The organism is Mesorhizobium sp. M8A.F.Ca.ET.207.01.1.1, from assembly GCF_004794715.1.
GTDB lineage: Bacteria > Pseudomonadota > Alphaproteobacteria > Rhizobiales > Rhizobiaceae > Mesorhizobium.
In genome coordinates, this window is sequence record NZ_SRUS01000003.1 from 481,103 (window position 1) to 495,622 (window position 14,520).

A 14,520-nucleotide genomic window follows, 5' to 3' on the forward strand; every position below is an offset into this window, starting at 1 on the left:
AAGCATGCTCACGAAAAGTTGCCACCCGACCCCGACCTCCTCCCATGCCCTCTTCCCCCAATATCAGCTTCGTGCTGCACGACGTCGCGCGCCTGCTTCGCAAGCGGTTCGAGCAGCGGTCACGCGCATCGGGGCTGACCCGCGCCCAATGGCAGGTGCTGGCCTTCCTTTCGCTGCATGAAGGCATCCACCAGAACAAGCTCGCCGACCTCATCGAGATCGTGCCGATCACGCTCGCCCGGCTGCTCGACAAGATGGAGGCGCGCGGCTTCATCGAGCGCCGGCCCGATCCCGTCGACCGCAGGGCATGGCTGCTTTACCTGAAACCGCGGGCCCGTCCGCTGCTCGAGATCATGCGCGGCAACGGCCAGAAAACACGAGACGAGGCCTTCGCCGGCCTTTCGTCCGAAACACAGCAGCATCTGCTGCAAACCCTAAGCTTGATCAAATCCAATCTGCTCGCGGCTTGCACGCAGCCAGCCGTCGACCGGGAGAAAGTACATGGCTGAATCGACATCCCCCAAGAAGCCTGCCGGAGACGAAACACCGGCGGGTCGGACCGACCAGATTATCCAGCTCGACAGTGAGCGCGAACAGCGGCGGGCCAGCGCCGTCATCGAAAATGACGAACTGGAAGCGCCGGTCGCCCTGGAGCCGGCGGCGCTGGAGGCTCCGGCCAAGGAGCCGCCGCCACGGCAGGCCCCTGCCGCCGTCGCCCCTCCTGTTCCGGTCAAACCGAAGCGCAGCCTGACGCGGCCCGTCCTTTTTGCCCTGCTTCCCGTCGCGCTTGTCTTCGGCGGCTATTATTATGTCACCGGCGGTCAGCTGATGACGACCGACAATGCCTATATCCAGGCTCAGTCGCTCGGCGTCTCCACCGACGTCTCCGGCACGGTGCAGGAGATCGACGTGCATGAGAACCAGGCGGTCAAGAAGGGCGACGTGCTGTTTCGCCTGCGGCCGGCCTCCTTCGAGACCGCTCTCGCCGCCGCCCAGGCCCAGCTCGGCACCGTCCGCAACCAGGTGCTGACCCTGGAGGCGAGCTACCAGCAGTCGCTGTCGCAGATCGAGCAGGCGCAGGCCGACATTCCCTATTACGAAGCCACTTTCCAGCGGCAGCAGGATCTGCTCAAGACCTCCACCGCCTCGAAGGCGTCTTTCGACAGCGCCCAGCACGATCTCGTCGCCGCGCGCCAGAAAGTGTCCGTCGCCAAGGCGCAGGCGCAGGCCACGCTCGCCCAGCTTGGCGGCGACGCCAACCAGCCGGTGGAGAAGAACCCCTTCTACCTCCAGGCCCAGTCGGGCGTCGACGACGCGCAGCGCAACCTCGCCGATTCCGTTGTCAAGGCACCGTTCGACGGCATCGTCACCAATGTCGACGCGCTGCAGGTCGGCAAGTACCTGCCGGCTTCGCAGCCGGCGTTCAGCCTGGTCTCGTCGACCGATCTGTGGATCGCGGCGGAACCGAAGGAAACCGAGCTGACCTATGTGCGTCCCGGGCAGACGGCGACGATCAGCGTCGACACCTATCCCGGTGCCGTCTGGCACGGCAACGTTGCCTCGATCAGTCCCGCCTCGTCGTCGAGCTTCTCGCTGCTGCCGGCGCAGAACACCACCGGCAACTGGGTCAAGGTCGTGCAGCGCATCCCGATGCGCGTCACCATCGCTGACATCGACGGCAAACCACCGCTGCGCGGCGGCATGAGCGCCGTGGTCGACGTCGACACGGGCCATGCACGCGGCCTGCCGGACTTCGTCACCAATCTCATCGGCCTGTTCGGACAAAAGTCATGACCAGCGCGTCCGCGACAGGTGCCACGCCGGTGGTCGCCAATCGCGGCGCCATCACCGCCTGCGTGATCCTGGCCGTCATCATGCAGGCGCTGGACACGACCATCGCCAATGTCGCGCTGCCCTATATCCAGGGCAGCGTCTCGGCCAGCGCCGACCAGATCAACTGGGTGCTGACCTCCTACATCGTGGCGGCGGCGGTGATGACGCCGCCTTCCGGCTACCTTGCCAACCGCTTCGGCCGCAAGCGCATCCTGTTGACCTCGATCACCGGCTTCGTCGTCGCCTCGGTGCTGTGCGGTTTCGCGCAGTCGCTGCCGCAGATCGTCGGCTTCCGCCTGCTGCAGGGCCTGTTCGGCGCGGCGCTGGTGCCGCTGTCGCAGAGCATCCTGCTCGATATCTACAGTGTGGAAGAGCGCGGCTCCGCCATGGCGCTGTTCGGCGTCTCGGTGATGGTCGGGCCAGTGCTGGGGCCTGTCATCGGCGGCTGGCTGACCGAGAATGTCAGCTGGCGCTGGGTGTTCTACATCAACGTGCCGATCGGCGCGCTGGCCTTCGCCGGCGTGTCGCTGTACGTCCTGGAAACCAAGCTGGATTTCAAGGCAAGGCTGGATTGGCTGGGTTTCGGCATGCTCAGCATCACCATCGCCGCCTTGCAGATGTTTCTCGATCGCGGCGAGCAGCTCAACTGGTTCTCGTCATCCGAGATTATCGTCGAGGCGCTGATCTGCGCGTCGGCCTTCTACATCTTCCTCGTCCACACCTTCACCGCCCGCAACACCTTCGTCAATCCGAGGCTGTTCCTCGACCGGAATTTCGCCGTCGGCATGATCTTCATCTTCATCATCGGCATCACCTATCTCGCCTCGCTGGCGCTGATGACGCCTTACCTGCAGACGCTGATGGGCTATCCCGTGGTGACGGCCGGCATCGTCATGGGGCCGCGCGGGCTTGGCACGATGGCCTGCATGTTCCTGGTCGGCAGGCTGATCGGCAAGGTCGACACGCGCTGGCTGCTGCTCATCGGCCTGCTGATCACCGCCTGGGCGATGTACGACATGACCGGCTGGACGCCTGACGTTTCGCAGTGGACCATCATTTCCACCGGCTTCATCCAAGGTGCGGGCTTGGGCTTCCTGTTCGTGCCGCTGACCACCATCACCTTCGCCACGCTGGCGCCGGAGCGGCGCGCGGAAGGCACCGGTCTTTACAATCTGTCGCGCAACATCGGCTCCAGCGTCGGAATATCGGTGGTCACCGCGCTTCTGACGCAGAATGTGCAGATCAACCACGCCAACATCGCCACCTATGTGACGCCCTTCAACCAGGCGTTCAGCGATCCGGCGATCTTCCAGGCGATGAACCCTTATACCGCCGCCGGCCGCGCCGCGCTCGACGGCGTGGTGACGCTGCAGGCGACTGTTATCAGCTACATGAATGACTTCAAGCTGATGATGATCCTGTCGCTGGCGGCGATCCCGCTGGTGCTCCTGCTACGCAAGCCGGGGACGCCGGCCAAGGTCGACCACAGCGCCGTCATGGAGTGATGTGGCGGAAGCGGTCGGGCTTCGAACGCCGAGGCAAAGCGCTCTCACCAAAAGAAACCGGGGCCCTGTGAGGGACGACAGGACCCCGGCCTCGCCGATACGGCTTCGCAAGAAACATGGCACCTCGTCATGAGGCGGGGATGGCGGACCGGGAAAGCCCCAACGATCCGCCGACGCCCCCTTTTCGCCGGAAGCCGCTACTTCGGCAACAGAACCTTGTTGACGACGTGAATGACGCCGTTCGACTGGTTGACGTCGGCGATCGTCACCTTCGACTCGCCGCCGGACTCGTCCATGATGTAGAGCTTGCCCTTCTTGACTTCGGCGGTGAGCGTGTCGCCCGAGACGGTCTTCATCTCGTATTTGCCACCCATCGCCTTGACTTTCTTCATCATCTCGGCGCCCGAAATCTTGCCGGCCACGACATGCGCGGTCAGCACCTTGGTGAGCTTGTCCTTGTTCTCGGGCTTGAGCAGCGTGTCGACCGTGCCGGCCGGCAGCGCCGCGAAGGCTTCGTTGGTCGGGGCAAAAACGGTGAACGGGCCGACGCTCTGCAGCGTCTCGACCAGGCCGGCGGCCTTGACGGCGGCGACCAGCGTCGTGTGGTCCTTCGACTTGACCGCGTTCTCGACGATGGTCTTGGTGGCGTACATCGGCGCGCCGCCGACATTCGGGTTCTTGGCATAGGCCGGCGCGGCAATCGCCATGCCGGCGATGAGGGCTGATAGGGCGATGGTCCTGAATGTGGGCAAGCGCATGTGGTCTTCCTCCGGGTGAGGGCTGATCGGGATTGATAGCCTTTGAAACGCACACGCAGTCACGCCCCGCGCGTGATTGCAGTTTCGCCGATCACGGGATCGTGAAGCGATACCTGGTGCAAACAAAAAGGCCCGGACAAGCCGGGCCTTTTGAGGAGGGAAGGGGCCGGCTATTCGGCCGGCGAAGGTTTCTTGCGGAACAGCGCCACCAGATTGTCCCACAGCTCGATCTTGGCGCCCTGGCGCTTCATGATCACGCCCTGCTGCAGGATCGACAGCGTGTTGTTCCAGGCCCAGTAGATGACCAGACCCGCCGGGAACCCGGCCATCATGAAGGTGAAGATGACGGGCATCCAGGTGAAGATCGCGGCCTGCGTCGGATCCGGCGGCGTCGGGTTCATGCGCATCTGCAGGAACATGGTGACGCCCATGATCAGTGGCCAGACGCCGATCATCAGCATGTGCGGCAGGGTGACCGGAACGAGGCCGAACAGGTTGAACAGCGAGGTCGGATCGGGCGCTGCCAGATCCTGGATCCAGCCGAAGAACGGCGCGTGCCGCATCTCGATTGTGATATAGAGCACCTTGTAGAGCGAGAAGAAGACCGGGATCTGCAGCGCCACCGGCCAGCAGCCGGCGAGCGGATTGATCTTTTCGGTCTTGTACAGCTCCATCATAGCCTGCTGCTGCTTCATCTTGTCGTCCGCGTATTTCTCGCGGATCTCGAGCATCTTCGGCTGCACCTTCTTCATGTTCGCCATCGACGCGTAGGACTTGTTGGCGAGCGGGAAGAAGATGGCCTTGACGATGACGGTGGTGGCCAGGATCGCCAGGCCGAAATTGCCGAGGAATTTGTAGAGCGTGTCGATCAGCCAGAACATCGGCTTGGTGATGAAGTGGAACCAGCCCCAGTCGATCAAGAGGTCGAACCGCTTGATGTGGCGTTCTTCGGCATAGGCGTTGATCTTGGCGACTTCCTTGGCGCCGGCGAAGACCTCGGTCTCGACGGTCGCCGACTGGCCGGCCTCGACATTGATCGGGTCGGTCAGGAAGTCGGACTGGTAGCGGTGGCGGCCATCCTCGAAATAGGCATAGCGCGGCTGGAACGGCTGCTTCTCGGTCGGCACCAGCGTGACGGCCCAATATTTGTCGGTGATGCCGAGCCAGCCGTCGGTCGACTTGCCGGGCTGGTACTGCTTGTCCTTCTCGACCGACGCGTATTTGTGTTCCTGCAGGCCTTCCGTGCCGGTGAAGCCGATCAGGCCTTCATGCAGCACATAGGTGCTGGCGACGGCCGGCTTGTCGTAGCGCGTGACGCGGCCGTAGTTGAACAGCGAAACCGCGCTCGATCCGGCATTCTGCACCGTGTCCGACACCGTGAACATGTAATTGCCGTCGACGGAGAAGGTGCGCTTGAAGGTCAGGCCCTTGTCGTTGGTGTAGGTGAGCGTCACCGGCGTCGACGGGGTCAGCGTCGGATTGCCGTCCACGCTCCACACCGTTTCGGCGCCCGGCACCGCACCGGTCTTGTCGTTGCCGACAAAGCCGATCTCGGCGAAATAGCCGGTGGGCAGCGCTTGCGGGTTGAGCAGTTCGATCTCGGGCGAATTCTTGTCGACGGTCTCGGTGTAGTGCTTGAGCTTGAGGTCGTCGAGGCGCGCGCCGGTCAAATTGATCGAGCCCTCGAGGCTCGGCGTGTCGATCTTGACGCGCCTGGAAGCCGCCAGCGCCTGGTCGCGGCCGGCCGCGGTGACGATGTCACCGCCGGGGGCGTTGGGAATGGCACCCGGGGCCGTGGTGCCCGGCGCCGGCGTCGATGCGCCCGGATTGGCGGCATCGGCCGCCTTCTTCTGGTCCTCGACGCGCTGCTGCTCGATGCGAGCCGCCTCGCGTTGCTGCTCGCTGCGCGGCAGGACATAAAAATACTGCCACAGCGCCAGGATCAGCACCGACAGGGCGATGGTGATGAAGAAGTTCCGGTTGTTTTCCATCGAGAGCCCTTGGCCTATCGTGTTCCGCGAATCCGGCGGGAGAGTTCGGCCTTCAACTGGCCGAAGGGGGCGCGCAGCGCATCATCGCGCCCGACGATGACATAATCATTGCCGGGCACCATGTCATCTGCGGCATGGACGCGGACGGCCTCTTTCAGCCGCCGCCTGACGCGGTTGCGCACAACAGCGTTGCCGACCTTCTTGGTAACGGTGTAGCCGACGCGCGGCACCCCGCCGTCGCCGCGGTCGAGGACCTCGACGAGGAAAAACCGTCCGCGTCGCTTTTCACCACGACGGACGGCCAGGAATTCCGCGCGTTTCAGAAGCCGCTTGGGATTTTGCCCCACTGGCTTGCCGGTTGCGGGCAACGATCTCGTCTCGCTTAGGCGCTGAGCCGCTTGCGGCCGCGGTTGCGGCGAGCTGCGACGACGCCACGACCACCCTTGGTGGCCATGCGAGCACGGAAGCCGTGCCGGCGTTTGCGGACGAGTTTGGACGGTTGGTAGGTACGCTTCATTTGTTTTAATACCGCGGGGTGCGGCCCTTCTTGATTCTGTCACTTTGTAACAGGAGCTTTGCCGGGCCGGTTTTGGCGCGATCGAAACCGCGCCGGGACGAATGGCCCGAGCGTGAGCGGGCTTATAGAAAGAAGGGTTTTGGAAGTCAATCCGGCGTCGGCGCGCTAAAGACGCACCTCTTTTGGAGCATCTATTTTTCCGACCAAGGGAGAAATTGGCAAAAAAGCCGTAATCGCCTAATCTTGGCTGATCAAGTGATTGTGAAGATCGAGTCGCATGAGCGAAGCCAGCCAAGCAGGGGAAGGGACCGGAACGGCATCAGCCGCCGTCCGCACGGTACCCCTGTCGCGCGGTTTGTCGACGAAGCTGCTGCTGCTCACCATCGTTTTCGTGCTGCTGGCCGAAGTGCTGATCTTCCTGCCCTGGATCGCCAGCTATAGGTTGAGCTGGCTCAAGGAGAGGTTGAGCACGGCCGCCGCCGTGTCGATCGTGCTGGTGCAGGGCGAGTCGACCTCGCTGTCGCGCACGGCCCAGAACGACGTGCTGATGGCCATCGGCGCCAAGGCGATCGCGGTGCGCGACGGCGGTGTCTCGCGGCTTCTGGTGGTGGCCGACATGCCGCCACAGGTCGACGAACACATCGATCTCGCCAGCGTCGGCATGGTCAAGGGCATGACCGGCGCGCTGGACACGCTGTTTTTCGGCGGCGACAGGATGCTGCGGGTTTTTGGACCGGTCGGCGACAGCGACAAGGAGTTCGAGCTGATCATGCCGGACTACTCCCTGCGCAAGGCCATGCTCATCTATTCGCGCAACGTCGCCTTCGTCTCGCTCCTGATCTCGCTGTTCACGGCCATGCTGGTTTATGCCGCGATCGACCTGATCATGATCGGCCCGATCCGCACCATGACGCGTTCGATGCTGTCCTTTTCCCAGGCCCCCGACGATCCTGGGCGGATCATTCACCCCGCCGATCGCGCCGACGAGATCGGCGTGGCCGAACGCGAACTGTCGCAGATGCAGGAGCGGCTGCAAAAGATGCTGGCCGAGCAGAAGCATCTGGCCGACCTCGGCCTCGCCGTATCGAAGATCAATCACGATATGCGCAATATTCTGGCCTCGGCCCAGCTGCTGTCGGACCGCCTGCGCCAGGTCAAGGATCCGACCGTGCAGGCCTTCGCGCCGAAACTGGTGCGCGCGCTCGACCGCGCCGTCGCCTATTCGGAGGGCGTGCTTCATTACGGCCGCACGCAGGAGCCGCCGCCCTCGCGCCGCAGGGTGCGGCTGCGCCAGCTTGTCGAGGACGTGCACGGCCTGCTGGCGATCGAGGAGGGCATCGAGTTCATCAACGCCGTCGAGACGGCGTTCGAGGTGGACGCCGATTCCGACCAGTTGTTCCGGGTGCTCACCAACCTTTGCCGTAACGCGGTGCAGGCGATGGCGGCCGATACCGAAAGCGCCGTGGTGCGCCGGCTGGCGGTCTCGGCCGAGCGCATGGGCAGTGTCAGCCGCATCGCCGTCACCGACACCGGCCCCGGCCTGCCGCCGAAGGCGCGCGAAAACCTGTTCGCGGCCTTCCGCGGCTCCGCGCGCAGCGGCGGCACCGGTCTTGGCCTGGCCATCGCGCATGAACTGATCCGCGCGCATGGCGGCACTGTGGAATTGGTCGAGTCGATTGGCGGGCGCACGACATTCGCCGTCACCATCCCCGACCAGCCGGTGCGCCTCGACCAGGCCCGTGGCAGCCTGCGCCGCCCGGCCTGACGGCGTCCGGCCGTTTGCTGAGGATTACTCGCCTTCCGGACCCGCCGCTCTTCCCTGACCTTGCCCGATTGTCCGCCGTCTGGATTCAGGCTGATCCCACGGCTCGAAGTGCCGGGATCGGCGCCGGCATCGCTGGATGACAGGCTTGCGACAAAACTTTTGCCGGATCGGCTTGCTTTTCGCAAATTCAGTCGTTAGGGAACTGCACACATTCGCGGCCGGTCTTTCGGATCGGATCGCGGGGCCGTCGAAAACATGGCCTGATGCGCGCCCGTAGCTCAGCTGGATAGAGCACCAGACTACGAATCTGGGGGTCAGGAGTTCGAATCTCTTCGGGCGCGCCATTTCGGTACAGAACTATGAACGCCGACGCGGCCGATTCTTCGCTGGAAGCGGAAACGAGGGTTCGCAGCAGTTCCGATCTCGATCCCATGATCCATGATTGCGACCGCCACCGCTGTCAATCTTGGACGTGCTTCTTCTAACTCTTTGTTTTTACGCAATTCCGGACGGAAAGCCGTTACACGCTTTTCCTGGAACGGCTCTAGATTGCTCGAAGTGCGGCAGAGCGCCGCTTCTCGCGACAAATATCCGCTATCGCTAGCGGGAGACCGCGGCGCCCTTGTCGGTCCAGGTGGGCGGCAGGCCGAAGCGGGCGGCGACCATTCCCGGAATGCCGGGAGCCGTTCCGAACGCCTTGCAGGCATCGTATTTCGGATGACCGCCGAGCGAGGCCCGGAGTCTTTGCATCGATGGTATCGCCGGCATTCCCTTGAACGGGTCCTTGCCCTTGAGCAGCATGCGGCTGAAGTCAGCGGCGAAGGCCGAAGAGAGGGAATACGCATCCCCCACCGTGGACACCCGAGCCTTGGTCGTGATTATGTTTGCACCGCGCGACCAGAGCATGGCTGCCTTCTGGGAACTGTCCTTGTCGACGGCCTCGGCCTCGATGGCCAGGCCGCCGAGGCCGATCGGAAGCCGGGGGACTGGAACGCCGAGCCCCGCCACCGAGGCGCCGAGCGACGCAACGACGGAACCCGCCGCCGCCGTACGATTGGTCGCAACGATGTCGGTGACGGTAGCGTGGACGATGAGGTCCGCTGGCAGGCTCGGGGCCACGACCTGGAAGCGGTCGCTAAGGTCGGTGCAGAGCGCCCGGTCGACCGCGTTGGCGACGAGCGCCAGGTCTTTGGGATCGAAGCCACTGCTGCCGATCTGCGTCGCGGTCGGTACAATGCGCACGGTCTGTGCGGCGAGCAACGGCGCCGGATCCACACGCAATCTCGCTTTTGCGAGGATGCCCGTGGATGGGCTCATTCCGGCGTAGGAACTGAGGGACGTGCCCTGGGGCAAGGGCACACTCGTGCACGCGGACAACCACAGGGCCGCGCAGAGCGCTGCTCGCGGCCGCATTTCAAGTCGTCGAAGCTTCAGGATCATTGTCAAATCGTCTGAACCGGCATCATGGGTTCAGCTCTAGCGGCCCCAGCGTTAATCGCGGTAAAGGCAGTGTAAAGTTGGGTAAAACCCACGATCGGCACGGATCTTCAGCCGGCGCATACGTCGCCGGAAGCGCCAGCGTGATGGTGCGGCCAGCGGGGCGTTTCGCCTCAGAACCGTACGCGGGCCGGAGGAAACTTGTTTCATCGGGCCGGCAGCCCAGCCATCAAAAGAGGTGCAGTATTGGTTTGAGGAGCTTTGCGGATTGCAACGACTCGATGAGTTCGGACCCGGGGATTGCAAGGAGAAAGCAGGAACTGTCGATAGCGGTACGCTTCAGCGCAACCGGGTTGAACGTCCTGGGCAATTGATGCGCGACGTCGCCAACGCTTCGTCCGAAGCGAGGGAGGAAGGCGGGCACCTCATGGCAATATTCCCGGTAGGCATCGCCAAAAAGCCCGTCAAGAGCAATCGATTCGCGGCCTGAGACATAAGCGAATACCAGATACCCAAACAGGAAGTAGAAGGCCGCAATCGCCACTGACCCGAAAATCAGGCCGATGCCGGCAAGCCCCAGGGAAGAAAAGAAGTACAGCGGATTGCGGGTGTGGTTATAAGGGCCGTTCGTTATGAGTTCCCGGTTCTTGCGTCCGCCTATATACAGCGATGCCCAGCACCGACCGGCGACACATATTATGATAAATGCGGAGCCAATAAGCTCCATGCCTTGGCGAGGAAGAGTCTCCGGCGGCCAGGCGCTCTGCGACAATAGGACCGGCGTCAAAAGTAATGGCACGGCCAGCCAGAGGAACCGCATCCTCTTGCCCTGCTGAAACACCGTCGTGGTCACCGACATCAGTCCACTCTCTCGCATTTGAAGAACCGGGGTCACGGTCCAGCTTTAGCGATGCCAGCGTTAATGGCGGTAAAGGCAGTGTAAAGTTGGGTAAACCTTGCCATCAACCTCGATCGTTGGCCGGCTGCCGAGGAATCTCCAGCATGATGGCCAAGCCGCCGACGTCCGGCAGCGACGCGTATACGCGCCCGCCATGGCGCTCGATTGCCTGTCTCGCGATCGCAAGGCCAAGACCGTACCCGCCTCTGGGTGCCGCGTCGTTGCCGCGGGAGAATGGCTGGAAGATTCGTTCGAGTTCGTCTCGCCTGACGCCCGGCCCCTGATCCACGACGCACACCTTGAGGAGGTGTTCCGTGGTCTCGCATTGCACGATGATTTGCGAATGTTCGGCGGTGTATTTGACAGCGTTGCGAATGACGTTTTCCAGCGCCCGGCAGATCAGCTCGCCTTCGACCTCGGCAAGAAAGCTGTCGTCGACATTGGTGGTGATCGAAACCTGGCGTGCCTGGGCTTCGAACGCCGCGTCGCTCAGGATTTCGTTCAGGAGATCGATGACGTCCAGCCTCTGTGTCGACAGAGGGAGGCGGGAACCGGCCGTCAGCCTGGCGAGCGTCAGCACTTCGCCGACCAGCGCATCGAGCCGTTCGATCTCCCGGTCCATGCGATCCAGCATGGCATCGAGTTTGCCCGGACTCTGCCGAAGGACACCCCCAACGGCTTGCAGACGTGACAGCGGGGAGCGCAGCTCATGGGACACGTCGTGGAAAAGTCTCTGCTGTGCCTCCTGCAGCTCCTGCAACCGCGCGGCGCTAGAATCGAAATCATGCGCGAGCGCGGAGACCTCGTCCTTCCGGCCTGCCATCTTGTGTCCGATGCGGACGCGCTCGAAATCAGAATACCGAGCCCTGGTACGAACGGACCAAGCTTGTCGAGAATGACGCTGTATTGCCGAGGCACGGAGATCCGGTAGCAACTCCCGTCCTTCAGGACGGTTCTTGTCTCCGCCGTGCTCCTATCTGTGCATGCGCCGGATCCCGCGATCTCGGAGATCGTGAGGCCGACCGGCACCGTGTCCTCGCTTGCACGGGCAAAGCGCCGAGCGGCATCTTCACCGTCCTTGACAAGGAGGTTTTCAGTCAGGTCGAGGACGACTTCCTGCTTCTGGCGTTCCAGTTTCGAAGCGGAAGGAAGCGTCTGAAAGAAGTCGAGCGTTAGGACTATGATCGCGACGGACGCGGCAAGCGTCAGCCAGGTTATCGCGAAGAACTTCTTGAACAGCCGGGGCATGTCAGTCCAAAAGAAGTTGATAGCCTTGGCCGCGAACAGACCTTATCCATGACTGTCCATCGTCCCTGAGGCCGAGCTTCTGACGCACGCTGCTGATATGGACGTCGATGCGGCGATCGAACGGGGCTAGCGGCTTTCCAAAAGCCCGTTTCGAGATGTCTTGCTTCGGCACCAACTGACCGGCATGGCGAGCGAGAACTTCGAGCAGGCTGAACTCCGTACCGGTAAGCTCTAGCAGCTGCCCGTCCCATTCGGCGGTTCTGTTGCCCGGATGGATCACCAGCCGTCCGGCTCTCAGCGTGTCAGTGGACGCGCCGACCGCGGGCTGGTTCGCACGACGAAGGATCGCGCGCACTCGGGCCGCGAGCTCTCCCGGCGAACAGGGTTTTGTCACATAGTCGTCGGCACCGAGGTTAAGGCCCGATATCCGGTCAATGTCATCGCCTCTTGCCGTGAGCAGCAGCACCGGAACCTGGCTCAGCTTCCTGATCCTTTGCAGGACCTCGATCCCGTTCATTCGGGGCATCATGATATCGAGCACGATCAGGTCCGCCGCGTTGCGCGCGGCGGCGGCAATCGCCGTGCCGCCGTCCGTGCCTGTCGCTACGTCATACCCTTCTTCGACCAGGTATTCCTGCAGCAGCGTCGTCAACTCGACATCGTCGTCGATGAGGAGGACCTTGTTCATTCCATTCCGTCCGTCATTCATGCCGGCCCCTAAGGCACAAATGCGGGCGGGCGGCGGGATTTTACCCAACTTAACACAACTTGACTGCGTTTAACGTTCACCCGGCCAAGCATGGAGCGGCGACACGGGTCGCGTTCAACCACCGCTGCGGTTCGTCGGTTGCACGGCCGATGTCGTCGGCCTTGCCATGCCTGGCCAAAGGCCTGCAAGACGCCGCCATCTCACCCCACCGAACGTGCCGCTGCCCGGCCCGCGCTGCGGCCCGAGAAGATGCAGCCACCCAGGAACGTGCCTTCGAGCGCCGCGTAGCCGTGCACGCCGCCGCCGCCGAAACCGGCGGCTTCACCGACGGCATAGAGGCCCGGTACCGGCTGGCCGTCGGGACCCAGCACGCGGCTGTCGAGATCGGTCTGCAGGCCGCCCAGCGTCTTGCGGGTCAGGATGTTGAGGCGCACCGCGATCAGCGGTCCGTTCGCCGGGTCGAGCATCTTGTGCGGCTTTGCCGTGCGGATCAGCCGGTCGCCAAGATAGGCGCGCGCGCCGCGCAGCGCGGTGATCTGCATGTCCTTGGAGAACGGGTTGTCGAGCTGCATGTCGCGGGCGCGGATCTCGCGCTCGACCCCTGCTACATCGAGCAGCGGTTCGCCGCCGGCCAGCGCGTTCATGCGCGCCACCAGCTTCGAAAGATCGGCCTCGACGATGAAATCCTCGCCCTTTTCCATGAACGCCTTGACGGGACCGGGGATGCCCGACGTGGCGCGGCCGAGCACCTGGCGCCAACTTTTTCCCGTCAGATCGGGGTTCTGTTCCGAGCCCGACAGCGCGAATTCCTTCTGGATGATTTTCCTGGTCAGGATGAACCAGGAATAATCGAAGCCGGTACTCATGATGTGGCTGAGCGTGCCCAGCGTGTCGAAACCGGGATAAAGCGGCACCGGCAGGCGTTTTCCCCGGGCATCGAGCCACAGCGAGGACGGTCCGGGCAGGATGCGGATGGCATGATCGGTCCAGATCGGCGCCCAGTTCTTGATGCCCTCGACATAGTGCCACATACGGTCGCGGTTGATGATCGAGCCGCCGGCCTGTTCCGATATGGCCAGCATGCGGCCATCGACATGGTCGGGCACGCCGGTGATCATGCGCTTCGGTGCCGTGCCCAGCCGCTTGGGCCAATTCTCGCGGACAAGCTGATGGTTGGCGCCAATGCCGCCGGAGGCGACGATCACCGCCTGGGCATGCAGTTCGAAGTCGCCTGACACATCGCGCGAACTCTTGTGGCCACGCTCGACAGTGCTCGGCTGCAGGATGTCGCCACGCACGCCGGTCACGGCCGCACCCGTCCGCGTCAGCTCATTGACCCGATGGCGGAACCTGAAGTCGATCAATCCGCGCTTTTGCGCCTCGCGCACGCGCTGGACGAACGGCTCTAGCACGCCGGGACCGGTACCCCAGGTGATGTGGAAGCGCGGCACCGAATTGCCATGGCCGATGGCATTGCCGCCGCCGCGTTCGGCCCAGCCGACGACAGGAAAGAATTTCAGGCCGCGCTGCAGGAGCCAGGAGCGCTTCTCGCCGGCGGCAAAGCCGACATAGGCCTCCGCCCATTTGCGCGGCCAGAAATCCTCCGGCCGGTCGAAAGCGGCGGTGCCCATCCAGTCCTCGAGCGCCAGATCATGGGAGTCGCGGATGCGCATGCGCCGCTGCTCCTGCGAATCGACCAGGAAAAGCCCGCCGAACGACCAGAACGCCTGGCCGCCCAGCGATTGCTCCGGCTCCTGGTCGACGATGATGATTTTCTTGCCGGCCTCGGCAAGCTCGGCGGCGGCAACAAGCCCGGCAAGGCCGGCGCCGACAATGATCACATCCGCGTCGTCAGCCAT

12 protein-coding genes, 1 tRNA gene and 1 pseudogene are annotated in these 14,520 nt (G+C 63.4%); 5 read left to right on the top strand and 9 right to left on the bottom strand.

The window, feature by feature from the left end; all coding sequences use genetic code 11:
- Positions 1 to 44: 44 nt before the first annotated feature.
- The 3 genes from EN850_RS11095 to EN850_RS11105 are packed head-to-tail and all read left to right on the top strand — an operon-like array spanning position 45 to position 3,338.
- On the top strand, positions 45 to 509 hold the full coding sequence (locus tag EN850_RS11095) for a MarR family transcriptional regulator (RefSeq protein ID WP_136091237.1): 465 nt from the start codon (positions 45 to 47) through the stop codon (positions 507 to 509).
- Positions 502 to 1,794, top strand: a complete 1,293-nt coding sequence (locus tag EN850_RS11100; protein WP_136091238.1) for an HlyD family secretion protein — start codon at positions 502 to 504, stop codon at positions 1,792 to 1,794. Before EN850_RS11095 ends, EN850_RS11100 begins: the two co-directional genes overlap by 8 nt.
- Positions 1,791 to 3,338 carry a DHA2 family efflux MFS transporter permease subunit gene (locus EN850_RS11105; protein ID WP_136091239.1) on the top strand — a complete coding sequence of 516 codons (1,548 nt, stop codon included), beginning with the start codon at positions 1,791 to 1,793 and terminating at the stop codon, positions 3,336 to 3,338. Before EN850_RS11100 ends, EN850_RS11105 begins: the two co-directional genes overlap by 4 nt.
- A 197-nt stretch (positions 3,339 to 3,535) precedes the next feature.
- Here EN850_RS11105 and EN850_RS11110 read toward each other — a convergent pair whose 3' ends face one another.
- The 4 genes from EN850_RS11110 to rpmH form a co-directional block, all read right to left on the bottom strand.
- Positions 3,536 to 4,096 (bottom strand): fasciclin domain-containing protein, encoded by a 561-nt coding sequence (locus EN850_RS11110; RefSeq protein ID WP_135862556.1) that lies wholly within the window; start codon positions 4,094 to 4,096, stop codon positions 3,536 to 3,538.
- A gap of 170 nt (positions 4,097 to 4,266) precedes the next feature.
- Positions 4,267 to 6,087: a membrane protein insertase YidC gene (gene yidC / locus EN850_RS11115; protein WP_136091240.1), complete on the bottom strand. Its 1,821-nt coding sequence runs from the start codon at positions 6,085 to 6,087 to the stop codon at positions 4,267 to 4,269.
- 14 nt (positions 6,088 to 6,101) lie between these two features.
- Positions 6,102 to 6,455: a ribonuclease P protein component gene (gene rnpA / locus EN850_RS11120; protein WP_127278550.1), complete on the bottom strand. Its 354-nt coding sequence runs from the start codon at positions 6,453 to 6,455 to the stop codon at positions 6,102 to 6,104.
- A gap of 14 nt (positions 6,456 to 6,469) precedes the next feature.
- Positions 6,470 to 6,604, bottom strand: a complete 135-nt coding sequence (rpmH, locus tag EN850_RS11125; protein ID WP_008833937.1) for a 50S ribosomal protein L34 — start codon at positions 6,602 to 6,604, stop codon at positions 6,470 to 6,472.
- 277 nt (positions 6,605 to 6,881) lie between these two features.
- Here rpmH and EN850_RS11130 point away from each other — a divergent pair, with 277 nt between their 5' ends.
- Positions 6,882 to 8,369 carry a HAMP domain-containing sensor histidine kinase gene (locus EN850_RS11130; RefSeq protein ID WP_127873310.1) on the top strand — a complete coding sequence of 496 codons (1,488 nt, stop codon included), beginning with the start codon at positions 6,882 to 6,884 and terminating at the stop codon, positions 8,367 to 8,369.
- Between the two features lie 267 nt (positions 8,370 to 8,636).
- Positions 8,637 to 8,713 (top strand) — tRNA-Arg (locus tag EN850_RS11135).
- Between the two features lie 256 nt (positions 8,714 to 8,969).
- Here the strand turns inward: EN850_RS11135 and EN850_RS11140 are convergent.
- From EN850_RS11140 to EN850_RS11160, 5 genes and pseudogenes are all read right to left on the bottom strand, one after another.
- The gene (locus EN850_RS11140; RefSeq protein ID WP_136091241.1) at positions 8,970 to 9,809 is read right to left on the bottom strand and encodes a DUF3313 domain-containing protein; all 840 of its coding nucleotides are present in this window, start codon (positions 9,807 to 9,809) and stop codon (positions 8,970 to 8,972) included.
- A 226-nt stretch (positions 9,810 to 10,035) separates the two neighbouring features.
- Positions 10,036 to 10,665 carry an isoprenylcysteine carboxylmethyltransferase family protein gene (locus EN850_RS11145; RefSeq protein WP_189521927.1) on the bottom strand — a complete coding sequence of 210 codons (630 nt, stop codon included), beginning with the start codon at positions 10,663 to 10,665 and terminating at the stop codon, positions 10,036 to 10,038.
- Between the two features lie 103 nt (positions 10,666 to 10,768).
- Positions 10,769 to 11,952 (bottom strand): annotated as a pseudogene (locus tag EN850_RS11150) (ATP-binding protein).
- A gap of 1 nt (position 11,953) precedes the next feature.
- A complete protein-coding gene (locus EN850_RS11155; RefSeq protein WP_135930269.1) occupies positions 11,954 to 12,640 on the bottom strand; it encodes a response regulator in 687 nt (228 codons plus the stop codon).
- Positions 12,641 to 12,861: 221 nt separating this feature from the next.
- A complete protein-coding gene (locus EN850_RS11160) occupies positions 12,862 to 14,520 on the bottom strand; it encodes an FAD-binding dehydrogenase (protein WP_135930132.1) in 1,659 nt (552 codons plus the stop codon).

What these genes read in the sequence shown, in the direction of transcription:
- EN850_RS11155 (WP_135930269.1), bottom strand. Translation starts at nt 12,640, where the DNA reads ATGAACAAGGTCCTCCTCATCGACGACGATGTCGAGTTGACGACGCTG.
- EN850_RS11100 (WP_136091238.1), top strand. Translation starts at nt 502, where the DNA reads ATGGCTGAATCGACATCCCCCAAGAAGCCTGCCGGAGACGAAACACCG.
- EN850_RS11095 (WP_136091237.1), top strand. Translation starts at nt 45, where the DNA reads ATGCCCTCTTCCCCCAATATCAGCTTCGTGCTGCACGACGTCGCGCGC.
- EN850_RS11145 (WP_189521927.1), bottom strand. Translation starts at nt 10,665, where the DNA reads ATGTCGGTGACCACGACGGTGTTTCAGCAGGGCAAGAGGATGCGGTTC.
- EN850_RS11105 (WP_136091239.1), top strand. Translation starts at nt 1,791, where the DNA reads ATGACCAGCGCGTCCGCGACAGGTGCCACGCCGGTGGTCGCCAATCGC.
- yidC (WP_136091240.1), bottom strand. Translation starts at nt 6,087, where the DNA reads ATGGAAAACAACCGGAACTTCTTCATCACCATCGCCCTGTCGGTGCTG.
- rpmH (WP_008833937.1), bottom strand. Translation starts at nt 6,604, where the DNA reads ATGAAGCGTACCTACCAACCGTCCAAACTCGTCCGCAAACGCCGGCAC.
- EN850_RS11140 (WP_136091241.1), bottom strand. Translation starts at nt 9,809, where the DNA reads ATGATCCTGAAGCTTCGACGACTTGAAATGCGGCCGCGAGCAGCGCTC.
- EN850_RS11130 (WP_127873310.1), top strand. Translation starts at nt 6,882, where the DNA reads ATGAGCGAAGCCAGCCAAGCAGGGGAAGGGACCGGAACGGCATCAGCC.
- EN850_RS11110 (WP_135862556.1), bottom strand. Translation starts at nt 4,096, where the DNA reads ATGCGCTTGCCCACATTCAGGACCATCGCCCTATCAGCCCTCATCGCC.
- EN850_RS11160 (WP_135930132.1), bottom strand. Translation starts at nt 14,520, where the DNA reads ATGGCTGACGACGCGGATGTGATCATTGTCGGCGCCGGCCTTGCCGGG.